This window comes from Streptomyces sp. NBC_01498, from assembly GCF_036327775.1.
Classification (GTDB): domain Bacteria; phylum Actinomycetota; class Actinomycetes; order Streptomycetales; family Streptomycetaceae; genus Streptomyces.
The window spans coordinates 345728-365243 of sequence record NZ_CP109598.1 but is presented as its reverse complement, the minus strand read 5'-3'; the positions used below and the strand labels follow the sequence as shown (position 1 = coordinate 365243).

16 protein-coding genes are annotated in these 19516 nt (G+C 73.4%); 14 read left to right on the top strand and 2 right to left on the bottom strand.

Features of this window, described 5'->3' with window-relative positions:
- Nucleotides 1-23 precede the first annotated feature (23 nt).
- From OG875_RS01260 to OG875_RS01250, 3 genes are read left to right on the top strand one after another with little or no spacing between them, the layout of a single operon-like run.
- Nucleotides 24-713: an ABC transporter permease gene (locus tag OG875_RS01260; protein ID WP_330172334.1), complete on the top strand. Its 690-nt coding sequence runs from the start codon at nucleotides 24-26 to the stop codon at nucleotides 711-713.
- On the top strand, nucleotides 710-1384 hold the full coding sequence (locus OG875_RS01255) for an ABC transporter permease (RefSeq protein ID WP_330172333.1): 675 nt from the start codon (nucleotides 710-712) through the stop codon (nucleotides 1382-1384). Before OG875_RS01260 ends, OG875_RS01255 begins: the two co-directional genes overlap by 4 nt.
- On the top strand, nucleotides 1381-2352 hold the full coding sequence (locus tag OG875_RS01250; RefSeq protein WP_330172332.1) for an ABC transporter substrate-binding protein: 972 nt from the start codon (nucleotides 1381-1383) through the stop codon (nucleotides 2350-2352). The genes OG875_RS01255 and OG875_RS01250 overlap by 4 nt, the downstream gene beginning before the upstream one ends.
- Before the next feature lie 40 nt (nucleotides 2353-2392).
- Here OG875_RS01250 and OG875_RS01245 read toward each other — a convergent pair whose 3' ends face one another.
- Complete coding sequence (locus OG875_RS01245) at nucleotides 2393-3364, bottom strand: acetylxylan esterase (protein ID WP_330172331.1); 972 nt, start codon at nucleotides 3362-3364, stop codon at nucleotides 2393-2395.
- A 182-nt stretch (nucleotides 3365-3546) separates the two neighbouring features.
- On the opposite strand from OG875_RS01245, the gene OG875_RS01240 reads away from it, so the two are divergent.
- The 6 genes from OG875_RS01240 (at nucleotide 3547) to OG875_RS01215 (ending at nucleotide 11737) form a co-directional block, all read left to right on the top strand.
- Nucleotides 3547-4665, top strand: a complete 1119-nt coding sequence (locus tag OG875_RS01240) for a LacI family DNA-binding transcriptional regulator (RefSeq protein WP_330172330.1) — start codon at nucleotides 3547-3549, stop codon at nucleotides 4663-4665.
- A 120-nt stretch (nucleotides 4666-4785) separates the two neighbouring features.
- Entirely contained in the window at nucleotides 4786-6399 is a 1614-nt protein-coding gene (locus OG875_RS01235; RefSeq protein ID WP_330172329.1) for an FAD-dependent oxidoreductase, read from the top strand.
- 138 nt (nucleotides 6400-6537) lie between these two features.
- A complete protein-coding gene (locus tag OG875_RS01230; protein ID WP_330172328.1) occupies nucleotides 6538-8667 on the top strand; it encodes a hydantoinase/oxoprolinase family protein in 2130 nt (709 codons plus the stop codon).
- Nucleotides 8664-9317: a hypothetical protein gene (locus OG875_RS01225; RefSeq protein WP_330172327.1), complete on the top strand. Its 654-nt coding sequence runs from the start codon at nucleotides 8664-8666 to the stop codon at nucleotides 9315-9317. The genes OG875_RS01230 and OG875_RS01225 overlap by 4 nt, the downstream gene beginning before the upstream one ends.
- Before the next feature lie 4 nt (nucleotides 9318-9321).
- Nucleotides 9322-10602, top strand: a complete 1281-nt coding sequence (locus tag OG875_RS01220) for a transporter (protein WP_330172326.1) — start codon at nucleotides 9322-9324, stop codon at nucleotides 10600-10602.
- Nucleotides 10603-10654: 52 nt separating this feature from the next.
- A complete protein-coding gene (locus tag OG875_RS01215; RefSeq protein ID WP_330172325.1) occupies nucleotides 10655-11737 on the top strand; it encodes a hypothetical protein in 1083 nt (360 codons plus the stop codon).
- Between the two features lie 91 nt (nucleotides 11738-11828).
- Here OG875_RS01215 and OG875_RS01210 read toward each other — a convergent pair whose 3' ends face one another.
- The gene (locus OG875_RS01210) at nucleotides 11829-12992 is read right to left on the bottom strand and encodes an ABC transporter ATP-binding protein (RefSeq protein WP_330172324.1); all 1164 of its coding nucleotides are present in this window, start codon (nucleotides 12990-12992) and stop codon (nucleotides 11829-11831) included.
- Nucleotides 12993-13145: 153 nt separating this feature from the next.
- Here OG875_RS01210 and OG875_RS01205 point away from each other — a divergent pair, with 153 nt between their 5' ends.
- From OG875_RS01205 to OG875_RS01185, 5 genes are all read left to right on the top strand, one after another.
- Nucleotides 13146-14444 carry an alpha/beta fold hydrolase gene (locus OG875_RS01205; RefSeq protein ID WP_330172323.1) on the top strand — a complete coding sequence of 433 codons (1299 nt, stop codon included), beginning with the start codon at nucleotides 13146-13148 and terminating at the stop codon, nucleotides 14442-14444.
- A gap of 129 nt (nucleotides 14445-14573) precedes the next feature.
- Nucleotides 14574-15758, top strand: coding sequence for a PP2C family protein-serine/threonine phosphatase (locus tag OG875_RS01200; protein ID WP_330172322.1), 1185 nt, complete (start codon nucleotides 14574-14576; stop codon nucleotides 15756-15758).
- Nucleotides 15759-15852: 94 nt separating this feature from the next.
- Entirely contained in the window at nucleotides 15853-16827 is a 975-nt protein-coding gene (locus OG875_RS01195) for an NADPH:quinone oxidoreductase family protein (RefSeq protein ID WP_330172321.1), read from the top strand.
- Nucleotides 16824-18014, top strand: coding sequence for an acyl-CoA dehydrogenase family protein (locus tag OG875_RS01190; RefSeq protein WP_330172320.1), 1191 nt, complete (start codon nucleotides 16824-16826; stop codon nucleotides 18012-18014). Before OG875_RS01195 ends, OG875_RS01190 begins: the two co-directional genes overlap by 4 nt.
- Complete coding sequence (locus OG875_RS01185) at nucleotides 18011-19201, top strand: acyl-CoA dehydrogenase family protein (protein ID WP_330172319.1); 1191 nt, start codon at nucleotides 18011-18013, stop codon at nucleotides 19199-19201. Before OG875_RS01190 ends, OG875_RS01185 begins: the two co-directional genes overlap by 4 nt.
- Nucleotides 19202-19516: the final 315 nt, after the last annotated feature.

The following is a 19516-nucleotide window of genomic DNA, read 5'->3' as shown; positions in this document are numbered from 1 at the left end:
CGGAACGGCGCTGCAATGGACGGGTGACCGCGCCCCCCGACGACTGCCTCGCCCGCAACGACTGGATCTGTGGTGCCTATCTCTCCAGCCGCCGGGACCTCCTCCAGGACGCCGTCCTCCAGCACCTCCAGCTCACCGCGGGCTCCGTCCTCCTCGCCCTGGCACTGGCCCTGCCGCTCGCACTCGCCGCCCGGCACCGGCGCTGGGCGGCCGGCCCCGTCCTCGGTGCCACCACCGTGCTCTACACCGTCCCGTCCCTGGCGATGTTCTCCCTGCTGCTGCCCGTGTTCGGGCTGTCCGCCTCGCTCGTCGTCGCCGGGCTCGTCCTCTACTCGCTCACCCTGCTCGTCCGCAACATCCTCGCCGGACTGCGCGCCGTCCCCGAAGAGACCCGGCAGGCCGCGCGCGGCATGGGATACGGGCCGCTCAGACTCCTGCTCACCGTCGAACTGCCCCTCGCCCTGCCCGCCTCCATGGCGGGCCTGCGCCTCACCACCGTCTCGGCCGTCTCCCTCGTCACCATCGGCGCGATCGTCGGCCACGGCGGGCTCGGCAATCTCATCCACGCCGGGATGAACACCTTCTTCAAGGCGCAGGTACTGACCGCCTCCGTCCTCTGTGTGCTCATCGCCGTCGCCGCCGACCTGCTGCTGCTCGCGCTCCAGTGGGTGCTCACCCCGTGGGCGCGGCGGCCGGGGGAGCGCCCCGCGTGAACACCCCGGCCGCCGCCTGGTCCTGGCTCACCACCGGCGCCCACTGGACGGGCGCCGACGGCATCGGCACCCGCCTCGGCGAACACCTCTTCCTCACCGTCGTCTGTCTGCTCATCGGCTGCGTCCTGGCGCTGCCCGTCGCCGTCGTCCTCGGCCATCTCGGCAAGGGAGGCGCCCCGGCCGTCACCCTCGCCAACACCGGCCGGGCCGTCCCCACCTTCGCCGTCCTGGTCCTGCTGCTCCTCACGCCGGTCGGCCGGTACGGCGACTGGCCGACGATCGTCGCGCTCGTCCTCTTCGCGGTCCCGCCGCTGCTGACCAACGCCTACGTCGGCATACGGGGCGTGGACGCCGACGTCGTACGGGCCGCCCGGGGCATGGGCATGACGGGCCGTCAGCTGCTCGCGCGGGTCGAACTGCCTCTCGCCGCGCCCCTGATCCTCACCGGGGTACGGATCGCCGCCGTCCAACTCGTGGCCACGGCGACACTCGCCGCGCTGGTGGGCGGCGGCGGCCTCGGCCGGATCATCACCGCCGGGTTCAATCTGGCGGCCACCCCGATGGTCGTCGCGGGCGCGGTGCTCGTCGCCGTGTTCGCGCTCCTGGTCGACGGGCTCTTCGAGGCGGTGCGGCGGCTGTCGCCCCCGTGGGTGAGGGGCGAGGCGGGATGAGCCCGCGCCGTACGGCCGTTGCCGCACCCGGTGCTCCCGCCCTCGTCCTGTTCCTCGCGCTGGGCGCCACGGCGTGCGCCACCGGCCCCTCACTGGAGACGCGGGACGCCGTCACCGCCGCGCCCGGCGACAGCGAGAGCCTCACCGTCGGATCGGCCGGATTCACCGAGAGCGATCTGCTCGCCCGGATGTACGCCCTCCTCCTGGACCGGGCCGGCTACCGCACCCGGATCCTCTCCGTCGCCAACCGCGAGCTGTACGAACCCGCCCTGGAGAGCGGCCGGATCGACGTCGTGCCCGAGTACGCCGCCACCTTCGCCGACTGGCTCAACACCAAGACCCACGGCGCCGGCGCCGAACCCGTCGCCTCCCCGGACCTGGCCCCCACCATGAAGGTGCTGCGTGCGCTGGCCGCGCGGCGCGGCCTCGACGTACTGGAACCGGGCCGCGCCGTCGACCAGAACGCGTACGCCGTCAGCGCCGCGTACGCGCGGAAGCACCGGCTCCGCACGCTCTCCGACCTCGGCCGCGCCCGGCTGCCCGTCCGGCTGGCGGCGGGCGACGAATGCGTGCGACGCGCCTCCTGCGCACCGGGGCTGAGGAAGACGTACGGCATCCGGATCACCGCCGTCGACCCCCGGGGGCTGGGCACCACCCCGTCCAAACAGGCCGTGCGCAACGGGCGCGACCAGCTGGTCGCGACCACGACCACCGACGGGACACTCGCCGGGTTCGGCCTCGTGGTCCTCGCCGACGACAAGCGCCTCCAGAACGCCGACCACGTCGTCCCCGTCGTCAACCGGTCGCGGGCCGGCGGCCCGGGTGTGCGTGCCGCACTCGCCCCGCTCAACACCGTACTGACGACCGGGGACCTGACCGCGCTGAACACACAGGTCGACAGCTGGCGCCGGCTGCCGGAGGAGGTCGCCAGGAACTACCTCGTGTCGAAGAGGCTGCTCCCCGGCTGATCCCCGGCCGCACCGCACCCGGCGGCCGGCCGAAAAGATGTCAGTCCGTCAGCCGGGGCGGCAGCCAGGCCAGTTGGGCCTCCTCCTGGTACGACTGACCGCCCTCGTGGCCGTTGAACTCGTACACCTCGATCGTCCGGTCCTCGGCCCCGTAGGCGTTGAACGCCCCGAACACCGTCGACGGCGGACACGTCTGGTCCTCCAGCGCCACCGAGAACAGCGCGGGAGCCCGGCCGCGCGCCGCGAAATGCACCCCGTCGAAGTAGCCGAGCGTCCGCCGCACCTGCTCGCCCCGGCGCCGGTAGGTGTTGAGGTACTTGCCCACCTCCCGGTACGGATGGCTGTCGGTGAGCGTGATCGCCCGGGGGAAGTCGCAGAGGAACGGCACGTCCGGCGCCACCGCCGCCAGGTCCGGCACCAGACCCGCCACCGCCAGCGTGATCCCGCCGCCCTGGCTGCGCCCGATCGCCGCCGTGCGGGAGGCGTCGGCCAGCGGATGGGAACGGGCGGCCTCGACGGCGCGGACCGCGTCGGTGAACACCCGGCGGTAGTAGTACGCGTACGGGTCCTCGACGCCCCGGGTCAGATAGCCGGGGAACGCGGACGCGCTGCCGACCGGGTCCGGGGTGTCGCCCCCGCCCCACGCGGCGCCCTGCCCCCGGGTGTCCATCACGAAGTGCGCGAACCCGGCCGAGGCCCACAGCAGTTGGGTGTGCGGCAGCCCGCGCCCGCCGCCGTACCCGACGAACTCGACCACCACGGGCAGCGGTTCACGCGTACCGGCGGGCAGCACGAACCAGCCCTTGACCGGGTGGCCGCCGAACCCGGCGAAGGTCACGTCGTACACCTCCACCGTCGCCAGCCCCGTCGTGACGGGCTCGAAGCGGGCGTCCAGCTCATGGGCGCGGGCCTCGGCGAGGGTCGTCGTCCAGAAGTCGTCGAAGTCCGCCGGTTCCACGGACCGGCTGCGGTAGGTCCGCAACTCGTCCAGGGGCAGATCGAACAGGGCCATCGCGGCATCACCTCGGTTTTCGCGGACGGATGATCACACCGTACGGTCCGGGCCGCCGCCGATGAAGGGAGCGGAAGGGGCCGGAAGAAGTCTTGACCGATCCCTTGACCGCCGCCGTCCGGAGGTCCACAGTACTCGCTAATGCGCATTAGTAATACGCATTAACGATCTGGAGGAACACGGTGGAGGAACCCAGGAAGCGGGCCCGGCCGGGCCGGACACCCGCACCCACGGGCCGTACGTCACGTCCGCGCCAGGCCGAGGTCGCCCGGCTCGCCGGGGTCTCGCAGGCCACGGTCTCGCTGGTGCTCGGGGCCCGGAAACAGGGCGCCACGATCTCCGAGGAGACCCGGCGGAAGGTGCTCGACGCGGTACGCAGCCTCGGCTACGTCCCCGACCCGGCGGCCAGCAGACTGGCCGCCGCCCGCAACAACCTGCTGGGGGTCTTCAGCTTCACGTCCACCTTCCCGACCGACGTGCACCACTCGTACTACCCGTTCCTCGTCGGCGTCGAGCGGGAGGCGGCGGCGCGCGGGTACGACCTGGTGCTCTTCACCGGCTCCAGCACCGGCGGCGCGGGAGCCACCGGACCGCACGCCCTGGGCCGCGTACGGCTCGCCGACGGCTGCCTCTTCCTCGGCCGCCACGCGCCCGCCGACGAACTGGGGCGCCTGGTCGCCGACGGCTTCCCCGTGGTGCATCTCGGCCGCCGGGACGAACTGGAGGGGCTGGCCTGGGTCGGCGCCGACTACGTCAGCGCCAGCAAGGAGGTCGTCGCCCACCTCGCCGCACTCGGCCACCGGCGCATCGTGCTGGTACGCGAGGACGACGAGGCGCCCGCGTCCACCGACCGTGAACACGGCTTCCTCAAAGGGCTGGAGGAGGCCGGGCTGCCCGGTGGCCCCGCCGCTGTCTTCCGCTCCGCCGACCCGGAGCACGACCTGACCGCCGAACGGCTGCGCGGCTGGCTCGACAACGGTGTCACCGCGTTCGTCGCCGAGGAGACCGACACCGGGGACGCCTGGCGCGCACTGCACGGCGCCGCGCACTTCGTCGGCATCGACTGCCCGCGCGACGCCTCGCTCGCACTCCTCGGCAGCCCGCCGCCGGATCTCTCCGACGGTCCCGCGCCGACCGGATTCGACATCCCCCGGCCGCAGTTGGGCGCCGCGGCCGTACGGATGCTCGCCGCGCTGGTCGCCGGGGAACAGGCCAGCGAACCCCTGGTCGCGTGCACCTTCCGGCCCGGCACGACGGCCGGACCACCGCCCACGGCGGGACCGCCACCCGCCCGCCCCTGACCACCCGGCCTGCCCCCGGCCCCTCACCCGCACCCGTCGCACGACGCACGCACCACGCCCCCGCACCAGACCCACCCCGTATTCGACGCACCACGCACACACCGCACTTCAAGGAGACCCGTGACATCCGCACCCGACATCCTCATCGTGGGCGCAGGGCTCGGCGGCGTCGCCGCCGCCCTCGCCGCCTGCCGGGCCGGACGCACCGTCGTCCTCACCGAGGAGACGGACTGGATCGGCGGCCAGCTCACCTCCCAGGCCGTCCCGCCCGACGAGCACCCCTGGGTCGAGCGGTTCGGCGTCACCGCCTCGTACCGCACGCTGCGAGAGTCCATCAGGGACCACTACCGCCGCTGGTACCCGCTGCGCTCCGAGGCGCTCGCCCTCACCGGCCTCAACCCGGGCGCCGGGCGGGTCAGCAAGCTCTGCCACGAACCGCGCGTCGCCCTCGCCGTCCTGGAGGCGATGCTCGCCCCGCACCGCTCGTCCGGCCGGCTCACGCTCCTCACCGAACACCGCCCGGTCGCCGCCGAGACGGCCGGCGACGACACCGTACGGTCCGTCACGCTGACCGATCTGCGCACCGGCAACCACCGTACGATCAACGCCCGTTACGTCCTCGACGCGACCGAGACCGGTGAACTGCTCGCACTCGCCGGGGTCGAGCACGCGATCGGCGCCGAGGCGCGGAGCGAGTACGGCGAACCGCACGCCCCCGACGACGCCCAGCCCCTCAACCAGCAGGGCATCACGGTCTGTTTCGCGCTCTCCCACCACGAGGGCGAGGACCACACCGTCGAACGGCCCGCCGACTACGACTTCTGGCGCGCCTACCGGCCGGACTTCTGGCCCGGCCCGCTGCTCGGTTTCCTCGCGCCCGACCCCCGTACCCTGGAGGCCGTACCGCGCACCTTCGTCCCCAACCCGGACCTCGACCCGCTCGACGTCACCGCCGACCAGTCCGCCGACGCGGGCGACAAGGAACTCTTCGGCTTCCGCCGGATCCTCGCCCGCAAGCTGCACCGGCCCGGCGCGTTCGACTCCGACATCACCCTGGTCAACTGGCCTTTGAACGACTACTGGTTGAAGCCCCTGATCGGCGCCGGCGAGGAGACGTCGGCCGCCGCCCTCGAAGGGGCCCGGCAGCTCTCCCTCTCGCTCCTGTACTGGCTCCAGACCGAGGCGCCGCGTGCCGACGGCGGCACGGGATTCCCCGGACTGCGGCTGCGCCCCGACGTGACGGGGACGGCGGACGGTCTGGCCAAGGCGCCGTACGTGCGCGAGTCGCGCCGGATCAAGGCGGTCACCACCGTCACCGAGCACGACGTCGCGATCGACCTGGTCGGCCCCTACGGCGGCACCCGCTACCGGGACTCCGTCGGTATCGGCAACTACCGCATCGACCTGCACCCCTCGACCGGTGGCGACAACTACATCGACATCGGCTCCGTGCCGTTCGAGATCCCGCTCGGCGCGCTGATACCGCGCCGTGTCCGCAATCTGCTGCCCGCCGGGAAGAACATCGGCACCACCCACATCACCAACGGCTGCTACCGGCTCCACCCGGTGGAATGGAACATCGGCGAGGTCGCCGGCGCGCTGGCCGCGCACTGCGTCGCCGAAGGCGTCGAACCGCACCAGGTCCAGGCCGAGGACAAGCGGTTCGACCGATTCGCCCAACTGCTCGACCGCGAAGGGGTGCAGCGCCACTGGCCCGACGTACGCGGTTACTGACACTCGATCACCTGACGATCCGTCAGGCCGCCATACCCCTCAACGACGGCGGACAGCCGGGCGGCGCAGCTCCACCTGCCCCGCCCGGCCTACCGCCCGCGCCGTACCCACCCACCCGCACAAGGAGGTGCCCAAGCCATGAACACCCACCGCATCCGCGTCGGCATCGACGTGGGCGGAACCTTCACCGACGCCGTGGCCGTCGACGCCACGACCCTGCGACTGCTGGGACAGGTGAAGGTCCCCACCAGCCACCGTCACGAGGACGGCGTCGCCCACGGCATCGTCGAAGCTCTCGACCGTCTGCTCGAACAGACCGGACACGCCCCCGAGGACGTGGCCTTTCTCGCCCACGGCACCACCCAGGCTACCAACGCCCTGCTGGAGGGCGACGTCGCCACGGTCGGACTGATCGGCGTCGGCGACGGACCGGGCGCCGCGTTCACCCGCCGCCTCGCCGCGTTCCGGAAGCTCGAACTCACCCCCGGCAAGCGGCTGCCGCTCGCCTACGCCCATGTCGACGACCCCGACGACGCGCCCGCCGTCCGCGCCGCCGTCGACGCGGTCGTCCGCGACGGCGCCCAGGTCGTCGTGGCCAGCCAGCCGTTCAGCGTCGACCGCCCCGAAGGCGAGGACCGGGTCGTCGCGGCGGCCCGGGAGCGCGGACTGCCGACGACCGCCGCGCACGAGATCACCTCGCTGTACGGGCTCCACAAGCGGACCCGCACCGCCGTCGTCAACGCCGCGATCCTGCCGCGCATGCTCGCCACCGCCGACCTCGTCGACGCCTCCATCACCAAGGCGGGCGTCACCGCCCCGCTGATGGTGATGCGCTGCGACGGGGGAGTGATGTCGCTGGACGAGATGCGCCGCAGACCACTGCTGACCGTCCTGTCCGGTCCCGCCGCCGGAGTCGCGGGCGCGCTGATGCAGGAACGCGTCAGCGAGGGCCTGTTCCTGGAGACCGGCGGCACGTCCACCGACATCAGCGTCGTCCGGCGCGGCAAGGTCGCCGTCCGGCACGCCACGATCCTCGGGAAGACGTCGTACCTCTCCGCGCTCGACGTCCGGACCGTCGGGGTCGGCGGCGGCTCCATGGTCCGTATCGGCGGCGGCAGGGTCACCGGCGCCGGGCCGCGCAGCGCGCACATGGCGGGCCTGCCGTACGCCTGCTTCGCGACCCTGGACGACCTGCGGGACGCCACGGTCACCACCGTCCGGCCGATGGACGACGACCCGGCCGACTACGCGGTGCTCGACGCCGCCGGCGGACGATTCGCGCTCACCATGACCTGCGCGGCCAACGCCCTGGGCCGGGTCCCGGAAGGGGACTTCGCGCACTGCGACCCGGCCGTGGCGAAGGCCGCGCTCGCGCCCCTGGCCGCCGCGCTCGGCACGGACGTCGCCACGGCGGCGGCCCGGGTCCTGGACGCCGGGGTCGACCAGGTCAGGAGCGTCGTCGACGCGATGATCCGTGACTACCGGCTGGACAAGGACACCGCCGTGCTCGTCGGCGGCGGCGGAGGCGCCGCGGCCGTCACCCCGCACCTCGCGGCGGTCACCGGCCAGGAGGGCCGCATAGCCCGGCACAACGAGGTCATCAGCCCCATCGGTGTCGCCCTCGCCCTCATCCGCGAACAGGTCGAACGCATCGTCCCCGGCGCCGGACAGGAACAGATCCTCGCCGTACGGGCCGAGGCCGAGGCGGCCGTCGTCGCCCAGGGCGCCGCCGCCGACGGCGTCGAGGTGGAGGTCACCGTCGACCCGCAGACCAGCACCGTGCGGGCCGTCGCGACCGGCGCCACCGAACTGCGCACCCAGGACCGCGCCCACCGGGCCGACGACACCGAACGGCTCCGCGCCGCCGCCGACAGCCTCAAGACCGACCCGGCGTCGGTCCGCGTCCTCGCCGGCACCCCCGCGCACACCGTGTACGGCACCGACGTCCGCCGCCGGTTCCGCCCCGACCGGCACCCGGTGCGGGTGGTGGACGCCGACGGCGTCGTACGGCTCCACGCGCCGGACGCCCGGGTCGAGTCCACCACCGTCGGCCGCGCCCCCGAGGTCCTCGCCGGACTGGTGCGGGAGGCCACCTCCTACGGCGACGGCGGTGTCCGCGCCCCCGCCCTGCGGCTCCTCCTCGGCTCCCGGATCGCCGACCTCTCCGGCGTACTCGACCCCGGGCCCCTGCTGGCGCTCGCCCGCAGCGAACTGCGCGCCCGCGCCGCCGACGAACCCGTCGTCGCCGTGCTGGAGGTGCGCTCATGACGGCCGTCCTGCTCGACCGCGCCACCCGCGCGGCGATCGAGGCACTGGAAGCCACCGACGACATCGCGTTCGGCGCCCGGCTGCTCGCGAACACCCCCACGCACGAGGGCCGCGACCCGGACCTGCTGCGCCGATGGGCGCGTACCGCCACCGAGTTCGGCGCCGCGCTCGACCCCGTCGCCACCACGGCCCGGATCGTGGAGAGCGACGGCGGACTCGCCAGGGGGCTGCTCGCCCGCTACACCTCCCGGCCGGTGCCGACGGTGGAACTGTTCACCGACACCCTGGCCCTCGCCGACGAACTGGCCGGCCGGCTCGGCTGGCGCCACTGGTACCCGGCCGGGTCCCTGCGGGCGGCGGCGATCGCCCACGAGACGGTGCACGAACAACTCCACCACGGACCGGCGAAGGCGGCCCTGAGACGGTCGCTCGGCCATGTCGTGCTGCGCGCGGGACGCCACCGCCTGTACGGCCATGTCGCGGGCGCCGACGAGATCGCCGCCCACGCCCACGCCCGCGCCGTCTGCGGTCTGGGCCGCAGCCCGCTCCTGCTGACGGCCGCCCTGGCCGCCGCCGCCGAGGCGGCCGAACCGCCGTACGGAACCCGGCACGGGTCGCCGCACGCCTCCCCGCACGGAAGAAAGAAGTAACGCCATGGGCGTCGTCATCCTTCTTGTCATGGCGGCCGGTGTCGCCGCGATGCTCACCCGCAAACTCCCCACCGCCTTCGCGCTCGTCCTGCTGGCCGTCGTCATCGCCCTCCTCGCGGGCGCCCCGGCGACCGGCGAGAACAGCGTCCTGGACACGGTCCTCCAGGAGGGCGCGCCGACCCTCGCCGTCACGATGATCGCCATCCTGCTGGGCTCCTGGCTCGGCAAACTCCTCGACGAGACCGGCATCGCGGGCACCCTCGTCCGCAAGATCGTCGAATTCGGCGGCGACCGCCCGGTCGTGGTCGCCCTCGGTGTCCTCGCCGTCTCGACGCTCGTCGGCACGGTCACCGGCTCGGCACCCGCGGCCATGCTCGCCGGAATCGTCGGCATACCCGCGATGATCGCGGTCGGGATACCCAAGGTCACCGCGGCGGGAACGATCCTGATGGGCATCGCCGCCGGCATGCCCTTCGAACTGCCCATCTGGCAGTTCTTCTCCACCGCCCTGGAGCTGCCCGTCGACACCGTGCGCGGCTTCATGATGAAGCTGTTCCCGTTCGCGCTGGCCGCCGCCGTCCTGTTCGTCCTGGTCGAGACCCGCCGGCGCGGCGTCGAACACACGTGGTCTCTCAAGTCCGCCTCGGCGAAGCCCACGTCACGCCGCGAGCGGCTCGGCGACGCCCCCTGGTACGCGCTGCTCACCCCGCTCGTCCCGCTGATCCTCGCCCTCGGCCTGGACGTCGCGATCCTGCCGTCGATGCTCGCCGGTGTGCTGTACGCGCTGGTCACCACCACCCGGCCCGGCGGGATGAACAAACGGCTGCTGCGCACCCTGTACGGCGGCTTCGAGGTCGCGGCGGCACCCATCGTGCTGTTCGTCGCGATCGGCATCCTCCTCGCGGCGGTCAAACTGCCCGGCGCGGTCGAGGCGCTGGAACCACTGGTCAAGGCGGTCAGCCCGCAGAACCCGGTGCTGTTCGTCGTGGTCTTCACCGCGCTCGTGCCGCTCTGCCTCTATCGGGGGCCGCTGAACGTCTACGGCCTCGGCGCGGGCATCGCCGGTGTCCTCATCGCCGCCGGGATCTACCCGGCCGCCGCGGTGCTGGGCCTGGCCACCTCGTACAACCAGGTCTTCGGTGTGTCGGACCCGACCAGCACCCAGACCGTGTGGAGCGCCCAGTACGCGGGGGTCACCCCGCAGCAGGTGATGGCGCGGACCCTGCCGTACGTCTGGGCCGTCGCCCTCGGCGGCTTCTGCGTCACCGCCGCCACCTACCTCTGAACCCTCTCCGGCTTCCTCTGTGATCCCTCAACCCTCCGGGACGGAGCACGACATGACACAGCACGACAGCGACGCACACCCGCGGTCCTCCGGTGAACCGCGCGACCCCGGCCGGCGGATCTTCCTGCGCGCGGCGGCGGCGACCGCCGCGGCGGCCTCCGGTGTGATCGCCACCGGTGCGGCGGCAGGCGGCGCGGTCGCGGCCCCCGCCGTCACCCCCGCCGCCGCTCCGGCGGCCGCGCCCGGCGGATTCCCCGACTACCGCTACCTCAAGACGCTTCTGACGCCCTCTCAGCTGAAGTACAACCCCACCGGCGAGATCATCTTCCCGTGCGTCAGGGGCGTCTACGACAAGCTGGCCAACCCGCTGGGCCGCTACTACCTCTACTACGGGCCGCACGACGCGCCGGGCGGCATCTGCCTGGCCTACGGCGACTCGCTGGAGGGCCCTTTCACCGAATACACCGCCAACCCGATCGTCTCCAACAACTGGCAGCCGCACTACCGCGTCAGCCACGTCGCCTCCCCGCACGTCGTCTGGCGCGAGGACGTCAAGGAGCTGTGGCTCTACTTCCACGGCGAGAACGGCACCACCCGCCTCGCCCGTTCCAAGGACGGCATCACCTTCACGTACGACAAGGTGGTGCTCACCACCGCGATGATGCCCGCCGGCAGCAGCGAGACCTCCTACGCCCGCGTCTTCCCGCACGAACTGCCCTCGCGCGGCGCCCACTGGGTGATGCTGTTCATGCTCAACAACCAGTCCAACCACCGGGACATCGCCTGGGGCTGGTCGGCCGACGGCCGCAACTGGACCTTCGACCAGACACCGCTCGTGCGCCACTCCGACGTCGGCGCCAACAACATCGGCGGCCCCCACCTGCTGAGCCGGGACGGCAGCACGTACGTCGTCTACAACAACAGCAAGGAGAACGGCGGCAATCTGCTGATCACCGAGGTCGGCAACGACTTCGGCCGCCGCAACCATCTCGGACTCTTCTACGACTCCGCCACCACCGCGCCCGACAACGGACGCAGCGCGGCCCCGAGCTTCGGGACCGACCGGGGCGTGCCGTACATGATCTACGAGGCGGGCGAACGGCTCCAGGGCTCGATCGCGGTGGCACGCGGCTGACCCACCGCCGCCGGACGGGCCCCGGCCCGGCCCGTCCTGCGGCACCCCCGACTCCCGGCCCGTCCTGCGGCACCCCCCGACTCCCGCTCCGCTACGCGTCCGCCACCGAGTCGAACAGGACCTCGCCGCGGGCGACCCCGCGCGCGTCCGCGCCCACCGACCGCCGCAGCGCCTCGTGCAGCTTCGCCGGGGTCAGCACCCCCGCGAACCGCGCCCCGTCCAGTACCGCCACCCACCCCGCGTCGTGCTGGAGCAACTCGCCGAACGCCCGCTTCAGCGGCGCCCCCAACGGCACCCACGCCTCCATCCGGCGCGCCAGCGAACCCACCGCCCGCTGCGCGCCCGCGCCCTCCAGCGCCGAGACGGACACCCAACCGTGCGGCTCGTCCCGGTCGTTCAGCACCACCGCCCAGCGCGCCCCCTCCTCCCGCAGCCGCCGAGCCGCCCCCGGGGCCGGCTCGTCCAGCCGGACCACCGGCGGCTGCTCCAGATCGGCCGGCTCGATCGTGGTCACCGACAGCCGCCTCAGCCCCCGGTCCGCGCCCACGAACTCCGCGACGTACGGCGTGGCCGGCGCCCCGAGCACCGCCCCCGGCCGGTCGAACTGCTCGATCCTCCCCGGCCCGTACACCGCGATACGGTCGCCCATCCGCACCGCCTCCTCGATGTCGTGCGTCACCAGCAGCACCGTCTTGCGCACGGTGGCCTGGAGCTTCAGGAACTCGTTCTGGAGTTTCTCCCGGGTCACCGGGTCGACCGCGCCGAACGGCTCGTCCATCAGCAGGACCGGCGGATCGGCTGCCAACGCCCGCGCCACGCCCACCCGTTGACGCTGCCCGCCCGACAACTGCGCGGGGCGGCGGGGCCCGTACACCGCCGGATCGAGGCCCACCAGATCCAGCAGCTCCGCGGCCCGCTCGCGCGCCCTCGCCCGCTTCCAGCCGAGCAGCGCCGGGACGGTCGCCGTGTTGTCGAGGACCGTACGGTGCGGAAAGAGCCCCACCTGCTGGATCACGTAGCCGATCCGGCGGCGCAGCCGGACCGGGTCGGTCTCCGAGACGTCCCGGCCGCCGACCAGAATCCGCCCCGACGTCGGTTCGAGCAGCCGGTTCACCATCATCATCGTGGTCGTCTTGCCGCAGCCGGACGGGCCGACCAGGGTCACCAGCTCCCCTTCCCGGACCTCGAAGGACAGCCCGTCGACGGCCGTCGTACCGTCTGGGTAGACCTTGCTGACCTGCTCGAACCGGATCATGGGCCCACGCTAGGAGCGGGGCCCCCGCCGCGCACACGGACCGCCGCCGAACGGCCACGGTCCGTCGCCGGACGCCGTCGGGCGGACCACGGCACGGCCGCACCCGCACCGACCGACAGCCCGCGCCGCACCCGCACCGACCAGGAGCCACCGTTGACCAGCTACCGCCAGCCCGGCGTCATCCTCACCGATCACCGCTTCTCGGTCCCGCTCGACCACGCGAACCCGTCGGGGGAGCGGATCGAGCTGTACGGCCGCGAGGTGGTCGACCCGTCGAAGGCCGGCGAGGACCTGCCGTGGCTGGTCTATCTGGAGGGCGGCCCGGGCTTCGGGGCCCGCCGGTTCACCGGTCGCCAGGCATGGCTCGACCGGGCCCTCCGGGAGTTCCGGGTGCTCCTGCTCGACCAGCGCGGCACCGGGCTCTCCACCCCCCTCAACCGCCAGACCCTTCCCCTGGTCGGCGCTCCCCGGGAACAGGCCGACCATCTCGCCCTCTTCCGGTCCGACAGCATCGTGCGCGACTGCGAGACGATCCGCCACCAGCTGACCGGCGGCGCCCCCTGGACCGTCCTCGGCCAGAGCTTCGGCGGCTTCTGCGCCGTCCGGTATCTCTCCGCCGCGCCGGAGGGCCTGGCCACCGTACTGATCACCGGCGGGCTGCCCTCGCTCCACGCCACCGCCGACGACGTCTACCGCGCCGCCTACCCCCGGATCGAGCGCAAGGTCGCCGCGCACTACGCCCGCTACCCGGGGGACGCCGACCGGGCCCGCCGTATCGTCCGGCACCTCGCCGAGCACCGGCCCGAGCTGCCGAACGGCTACCGGCTCACCCCCGAGGCGTTCCAGTCGCTCGGCATCCTCCTCGGCGGCAGCGAGGGCAGCCACCAGCTCCACCACCTGCTGGAGAACGCCTTCGTGCGCACTCCCGGCGGCGCCGAGCTGTCCGACGCCTTCCAGGAGGCCGTGGCCGCGCAGCTCTCGTTCGCCGGGCATCCCCTCTACGCCCTGGTGCACGAGGCGGCCTACGCCCAGGACGACCGGCCCACCGCCTGGGCGGCCGAGCGGGTGCGCGCGGAGTTCCCGCAGTTCGACCCGGAGCGGAGCCCGGACGGCGGCACGCCGCCGCTGTTCACCGGCGAGACGATCCACCCCTGGCACTTCACCTCGGACCCGGCCCTGCGTCCGCTGCGCGAGACCGCCGACCTGCTGGCCGCGCGCACGGACTGGCCCGCGCTGTACGACCCCGCGCGGCTGGCCGCGAACGAGGTGCCGGTCGCCGCCGCCGTCTACCACGACGACATGTACGTCGACACCGCGCACTCGCTGGAGACGGCCCGCGCCATCCGGGGACTGCGCACCTGGGTCACCGACGAGTACGAGCACGACGGCGTGCGGGCCTCCGGTCCCCGGGTCCTCGACCGGCTGCTCGGACTCGCCCGGGGAGAGATCTGACCGCCGGGCACCCGGCAACGGAGTTACCCTTCTGAGTGTTTCGGGTGGTTTTGTACGGCGATGAACCGGTAGCTCTCACGAGGGGGTGGCGGAACGGAGAGACGGGCTCGGCAGCGAAGGACCGGCGGCATGAACCAGGGTCATTCCCGCATCCAGGAGTACCTCTGGCTGGCCCCGGTGCTCCTCGCCGCGTCCGTCGCCCTCGAACTGCTCACCCCGACGATCGTCAGCGGCGCCGCGCTGATCGCCGTCGCCGCGATGGCGGCGGCCATCACCAGCTCCTTCCGCTACACACTGCTGGTCGTGGCCGTCGGCATCGCCATCTCCGGTGTCTCCGCGCTGGAGGGGCACCACGGCTACCCGGCCGAGATCGTGCAGATCGTCGAAGTGCTGATCGCCTCCGCCCTCGCGCTCGCCCTGCGGCGCATGCTCGACAGCCAGAGCGCCAGATTCTCCCTGGTCAGATCCACCGCCGAGGAACTCCAACGCGCCATCCTGCCCCCGCTGCCCACCATCGTCGGCCCCATGACCGTGGCGTGCCGCTACGAGGCGGCGTACGCCGAGGCCCGGATCGGGGGTGATCTCTACGCCGTGGAGGAGACCCCTTTCGGTCTGCGGCTGCTCATCGCCGACGTCCGGGGCAAGGGCCTCGGCGCGGTCTCCGCCGTCTCCGTCATCATCGGCGCGTTCCGCGAACGGGCCGAGTCCGAGACGGATCTGACCGGACTCGCGGCACGGCTGGACCACGCCGTCGCCCGGTCCGTCCAGGAGTACGCCGACCCCTTCGACGTCGACGCCGCCGAGGCCTTCGCGACCGCGCTCCTGGTCGAGATCGACCGGCCCGGCACCACACTGCGCCTGGTGAACTGCGGGCATCCCGCCCCGTACCTCCTGCACGACGGCGCACTGATCCGGCTCGACACGGGCGAGGCGACCCTGCCGCTCGGGATGCGCGCCCTCGCCCCCGGCGCGGGCGGGCCCCACACGTACGACTTCCCCCTCGGGACCACGCTGCTCTGCCTCACGGACGGCGTGACGGAGGCGCGGAACGCCCGCGGAGTCTTCTACGACCCCTGCCGTGATCTGCGGCCGGCCACGGACGGGGACCCGGAGCGGCTGATCGACGCCCTCTTCGCCTCGGTCGGACACTGGACGTCGGGCGAGCGCGACGACGACATGGCGGTGGTCGCGGTCGCGCGTCACGGCGCCGACAGGCGTGACGGTGAGGTCGGGCGCAACGGTGAGGTCGGGCGTGACGCCGAGCCGCCCGGCGGTGAGGGCGGGCGGGGGAGCGGGCCGGCCGGGACCGGCTGACGCGCGGCTGTTCCCCGAGGGCAAGCGACCGCTTAGTATGCGCAGAGGTTCCCGAAACCGCGTGCGTACCGACCCTCAGCTGTGGAGGCCCCGAATGCAGGCATGGCGAGTGCACCGCAACGGCGAGCCGAGCGAGGTGATGCGGCTCGACGAGGTGGACCGGCCCGTACCGGGAGACGGCCGGCTCCTGCTGAAGGTCCTCGCGGCCGGCATCAACTTCCCCGACGCGCTGCTCTGCCGGGGCCAGTACCAGGTCCGCCCGCCGCTGCCCTTCACCCCCGGCGTCGAGGTCTGCGCCGAGACCGAGGACGGGCGCCGGGTCATCGCGACCCCCGCCCTGCCCCACGGCGGCCTCGCCGAGCACGTCGTCGCCGACGAGGCCACCGTGCTCCCCGCGCCCGACGCCCTCGACGACGCCGAGGCGGCGGCGCTGCACATCGGCTACCAGACGGGCTGGTTCGGACTGCACCGCAGGGCCCACCTCCGGGCGGGCGAGACGCTGCTCGTGCATGCCGCCGCCGGAGGCGTCGGCAGCGCGGCCGTCCAGCTCGGCAAGGCGGCGGGCGCGACCGTCATCGGTGTGGCTGGAGGGCCCGACAAGGTGCGCGTGGCAAGGGAGTTGGGCTGCGACGAGGTGATAGACCGGCGCGCCGACGACATCGTCACGGCGGTGAAGGACCTGACCGGCGGGCGCGGCGCGGACGTCGTGTACGACCCCGTCGGCGGCGACGCGTACACCGCGTCCGCCAAGTGCGTCGCCTTCGAGGGCCGCATCCTCGTCGTCGGCTTCGCGAGCGGCGCCGTCCCGGCCCCCGCGCTCAACCACGCGCTGGTGAAGAACTATTCGATCGTCGGGCTGCACTGGGGGCTGTACCAGCGCAAGGACCCCGCCTCGATCCTCCGCTGCCACCAGGAGCTGACGGAACTCGCCGCCAAGGGCGTCGTCCGGCCGCTCGTCAGCGAGCGGGTGCCGATGGCGGACGCCGCCAACGCGGTGCAGCGGGTGGCCGACGGCACCACCACCGGCCGGCTGGTCGTCCTCCCCGCAGCCGGGAAGGGCACCCGGTGACCACCCCGGACGCGGCCGAACTGCGCCGACTCACCAGGGAGTTGCTCGCCGGGCATCCCCCGGCCGACACTCCGGTCGCCGACTTCCTGACCGCCCGTTTCGACGCCGGGCTCGCCTGGGTGCACTTCCCCGTCGGTCTCGGCGGACTCGGCGCGCCGCGCACCCTCCAGGGGGCGGTCGACGCCGAACTGGCCGCCGCCGGAGCGCCCGACAACGACCCGCGCCGGATCGGCATCGGTCTCGGCATGGCCGCGCCGACCATCCTCGGGTTCGGCACCGACGAGCAGAAGCGCCGCTTCCTGCGGCCCCTGTGGACCGGTGAGGAGGTGTGGTGCCAGCTTTTCAGCGAGCCCGGAGCCGGGTCGGACCTGGCGGCCCTCGGTACCCGCGCCGTACGGGAGGAGGACGGCGACTGGATCGTCAACGGACAGAAGGTGTGGACCTCCAGCGCCCATCTGGCGCGCTGGGCCATTCTCGTCGCCCGTACCGACCCCGCCCTGCCCAAGCACCGGGGCATCAGCTACTTCATCTGTGACATGACCGACCCCGGCGTCGATGTCCGGCCGCTGCGGCAGATAACCGGCGAGGCCGAGTTCAACGAGGTCTTCCTCACGGATGTCCGTATCCCCGACGCCCACCGGCTCGGCCCGGTCGGCGACGGCTGGAAGGTCGCCCGGACCACCCTGATGAACGAACGCGTCTCGATCGGCGGCGCCCGGCTCCCGCGCGAGGGCGGCATGATCGGCACGGTCGCCCGCACCTGGCGGGACCGCCCCGACCTGCGCACCCACCAACTCCACCAGCGGCTTCTCGCCCTGTGGGTGGATGCCGAGGTGGCGCGGCTGACCGGCGAACGGCTGCGCCAGCAGCTCGCGATGGGCCGGCCGGGGCCCGAGGGCTCGGGCCTCAAACTCTCCTTCGCCCGCCTCAACCAGGAGATCAGCGGGCTTGAGGTCGAACTGCTCGCCGACGAGGGCCTGTTGTACGACGACTGGACGATGCGCCGCCCGGAACTGGTCGACTTCACCGGCCGCGAGGCCGGCTACCGCTATCTGCGCGCGAAGGGCAACTCCATCGAGGGCGGAACGAGCGAGGTACTGCTCAACATCGTCGCCGAACGCGTCCTCGGCCTGCCCGCCGAGCCGCGCGACGACAAGGACGTGGCGTGGAAGGACCTCACCCGATGAGCACCCTGGACGAGACGCACGAGACGCGGCCGGAGACGTTCCCGGCCGACGGGGCGCCGGACCTGCTGTACTCGGAGGCCGAGGACGACCTGCGCGCCGCCGTACGGTCCCTGCTCACCGACCGGGGCGACGCCACCGCGTCCCTGGCCCGCGCCGAGTCCGGCTCCCCGTACGACTCCGCGCTCTGGACCTCCCTCGCGGGCGGGATCGGCGCGGCCGGACTGCTCGTACCGGAGGCGCTCGGCGGCCAGGGCGCGAGTCACCGGGAGGCGGCGGTGGTCCTGGAGGAACTGGGCCGGGCGGTCACGCCCGCGCCGTATCTGACCAGTTCCGTGATCGCGACGCAGACCCTGCTCGCCTGCGACCCGGACGACGGCGGAGGCGGCGGTGACGGGACGGCCGCGACCGCACTGCTCGGCGACCTGGCCGAGGGCCGTACGGTCGCCGTGCTGGCCGTCCCCCTGGCCACCGGACCGGACGCCCCGCTCCCCGGCACCGCGCCCGGCGGCGTGATCAGGGCCGTGGCCGACGCCGCGACCGCCGACGTCCTGCTCGTCCTCGGCGACGACGGGCTCTACGCGATCGCGGCCGACGCCCCCGGCGTCACCCTCCGGGCACAGACGCCGCTCGACCTCACCCGCCCGCTCTCCGCCGTCACCGTGGACCCCGCCGCGTTCGCCGCCGGGACACGTGTCGCCGGGCCGGACAGGGCCGTGGCCGCCGTACGCGGCGGACTGCTCGCGGGCGCGGGACTGCTCGCCTCCGAGCAACTCGGCCTCGCCGAATGGTGCTTGGCGGAGACAGTCCGGCACACCCGCGAACGGCACCAGTTCAACCGGCCCCTCGGCTCCTTCCAGGCGCTCAAGCACCGGATGGCGCAGCTGTGGCTGGAAGTCGCCTCGGCCCGCGCCGCCGCCCGCAACGCTGCCGATGCCCTGGCCACGGGCAGCCCCGACGTACGGCTCGCGGTGGCGGTCGCCCAGGCGTACTGCGGCCGGGTCGCCGTCCACGCGGCCGAGGAGTGCGTCCAGCTCCACGGCGGCATCGGCATGACCTGGGAACACCCCGCGCACCTGTACCTCAAGCGCGCCAAGTCAGCGGAGATCGCACTGGGTTCGACCGGAGCACACCGCACCACCCTCGCGACGCTGACGGACCTGCCCGCGCCCCGGACCCCGCAGGAGTAGGCGCGCGGCGGAGGTGGCGCGGTCCGCCCTCAGGGCGGGGAATCGGGGTTGAGGCCGACCCGGCCGTACGTGGCGACGCCGACAACCGGCGCGAGGTGCCGTGCCCGGCGTTCCGGGCTCGCGACGATCCGCCCCTCAGGGCCCGGCGCGCACCGCGATCGGCGTGCCGGTCCGGGGGCGGGCGTACGCGACTTGATCGCTGGGCGGCCGGGGCGGGCGTGCGGCGCGGTGAAGTCGCCCGCCGTACCGGGAAGTCGGCGCAGCTGTCCACCGCCCCGACGCGCCATCCGGCCGCCGTCCGTCCGCACGGGCCCG

Coding starts and splice junctions, on each gene's coding strand:
- OG875_RS01220 (WP_330172326.1), top strand. CDS start 9,322: ATGGGCGTCGTCATCCTTCTTGTCATGGCGGCCGGTGTCGCCGCGATG.
- OG875_RS01195 (WP_330172321.1), top strand. CDS start 15,853: ATGCAGGCATGGCGAGTGCACCGCAACGGCGAGCCGAGCGAGGTGATG.
- OG875_RS01210 (WP_330172324.1), bottom strand. CDS start 12,992: ATGATCCGGTTCGAGCAGGTCAGCAAGGTCTACCCAGACGGTACGACG.
- OG875_RS01245 (WP_330172331.1), bottom strand. CDS start 3,364: ATGGCCCTGTTCGATCTGCCCCTGGACGAGTTGCGGACCTACCGCAGC.
- OG875_RS01250 (WP_330172332.1), top strand. CDS start 1,381: ATGAGCCCGCGCCGTACGGCCGTTGCCGCACCCGGTGCTCCCGCCCTC.
- OG875_RS01185 (WP_330172319.1), top strand. CDS start 18,011: ATGAGCACCCTGGACGAGACGCACGAGACGCGGCCGGAGACGTTCCCG.
- OG875_RS01200 (WP_330172322.1), top strand. CDS start 14,574: ATGAACCAGGGTCATTCCCGCATCCAGGAGTACCTCTGGCTGGCCCCG.
- OG875_RS01225 (WP_330172327.1), top strand. CDS start 8,664: ATGACGGCCGTCCTGCTCGACCGCGCCACCCGCGCGGCGATCGAGGCA.
- OG875_RS01215 (WP_330172325.1), top strand. CDS start 10,655: ATGACACAGCACGACAGCGACGCACACCCGCGGTCCTCCGGTGAACCG.
- OG875_RS01230 (WP_330172328.1), top strand. CDS start 6,538: ATGAACACCCACCGCATCCGCGTCGGCATCGACGTGGGCGGAACCTTC.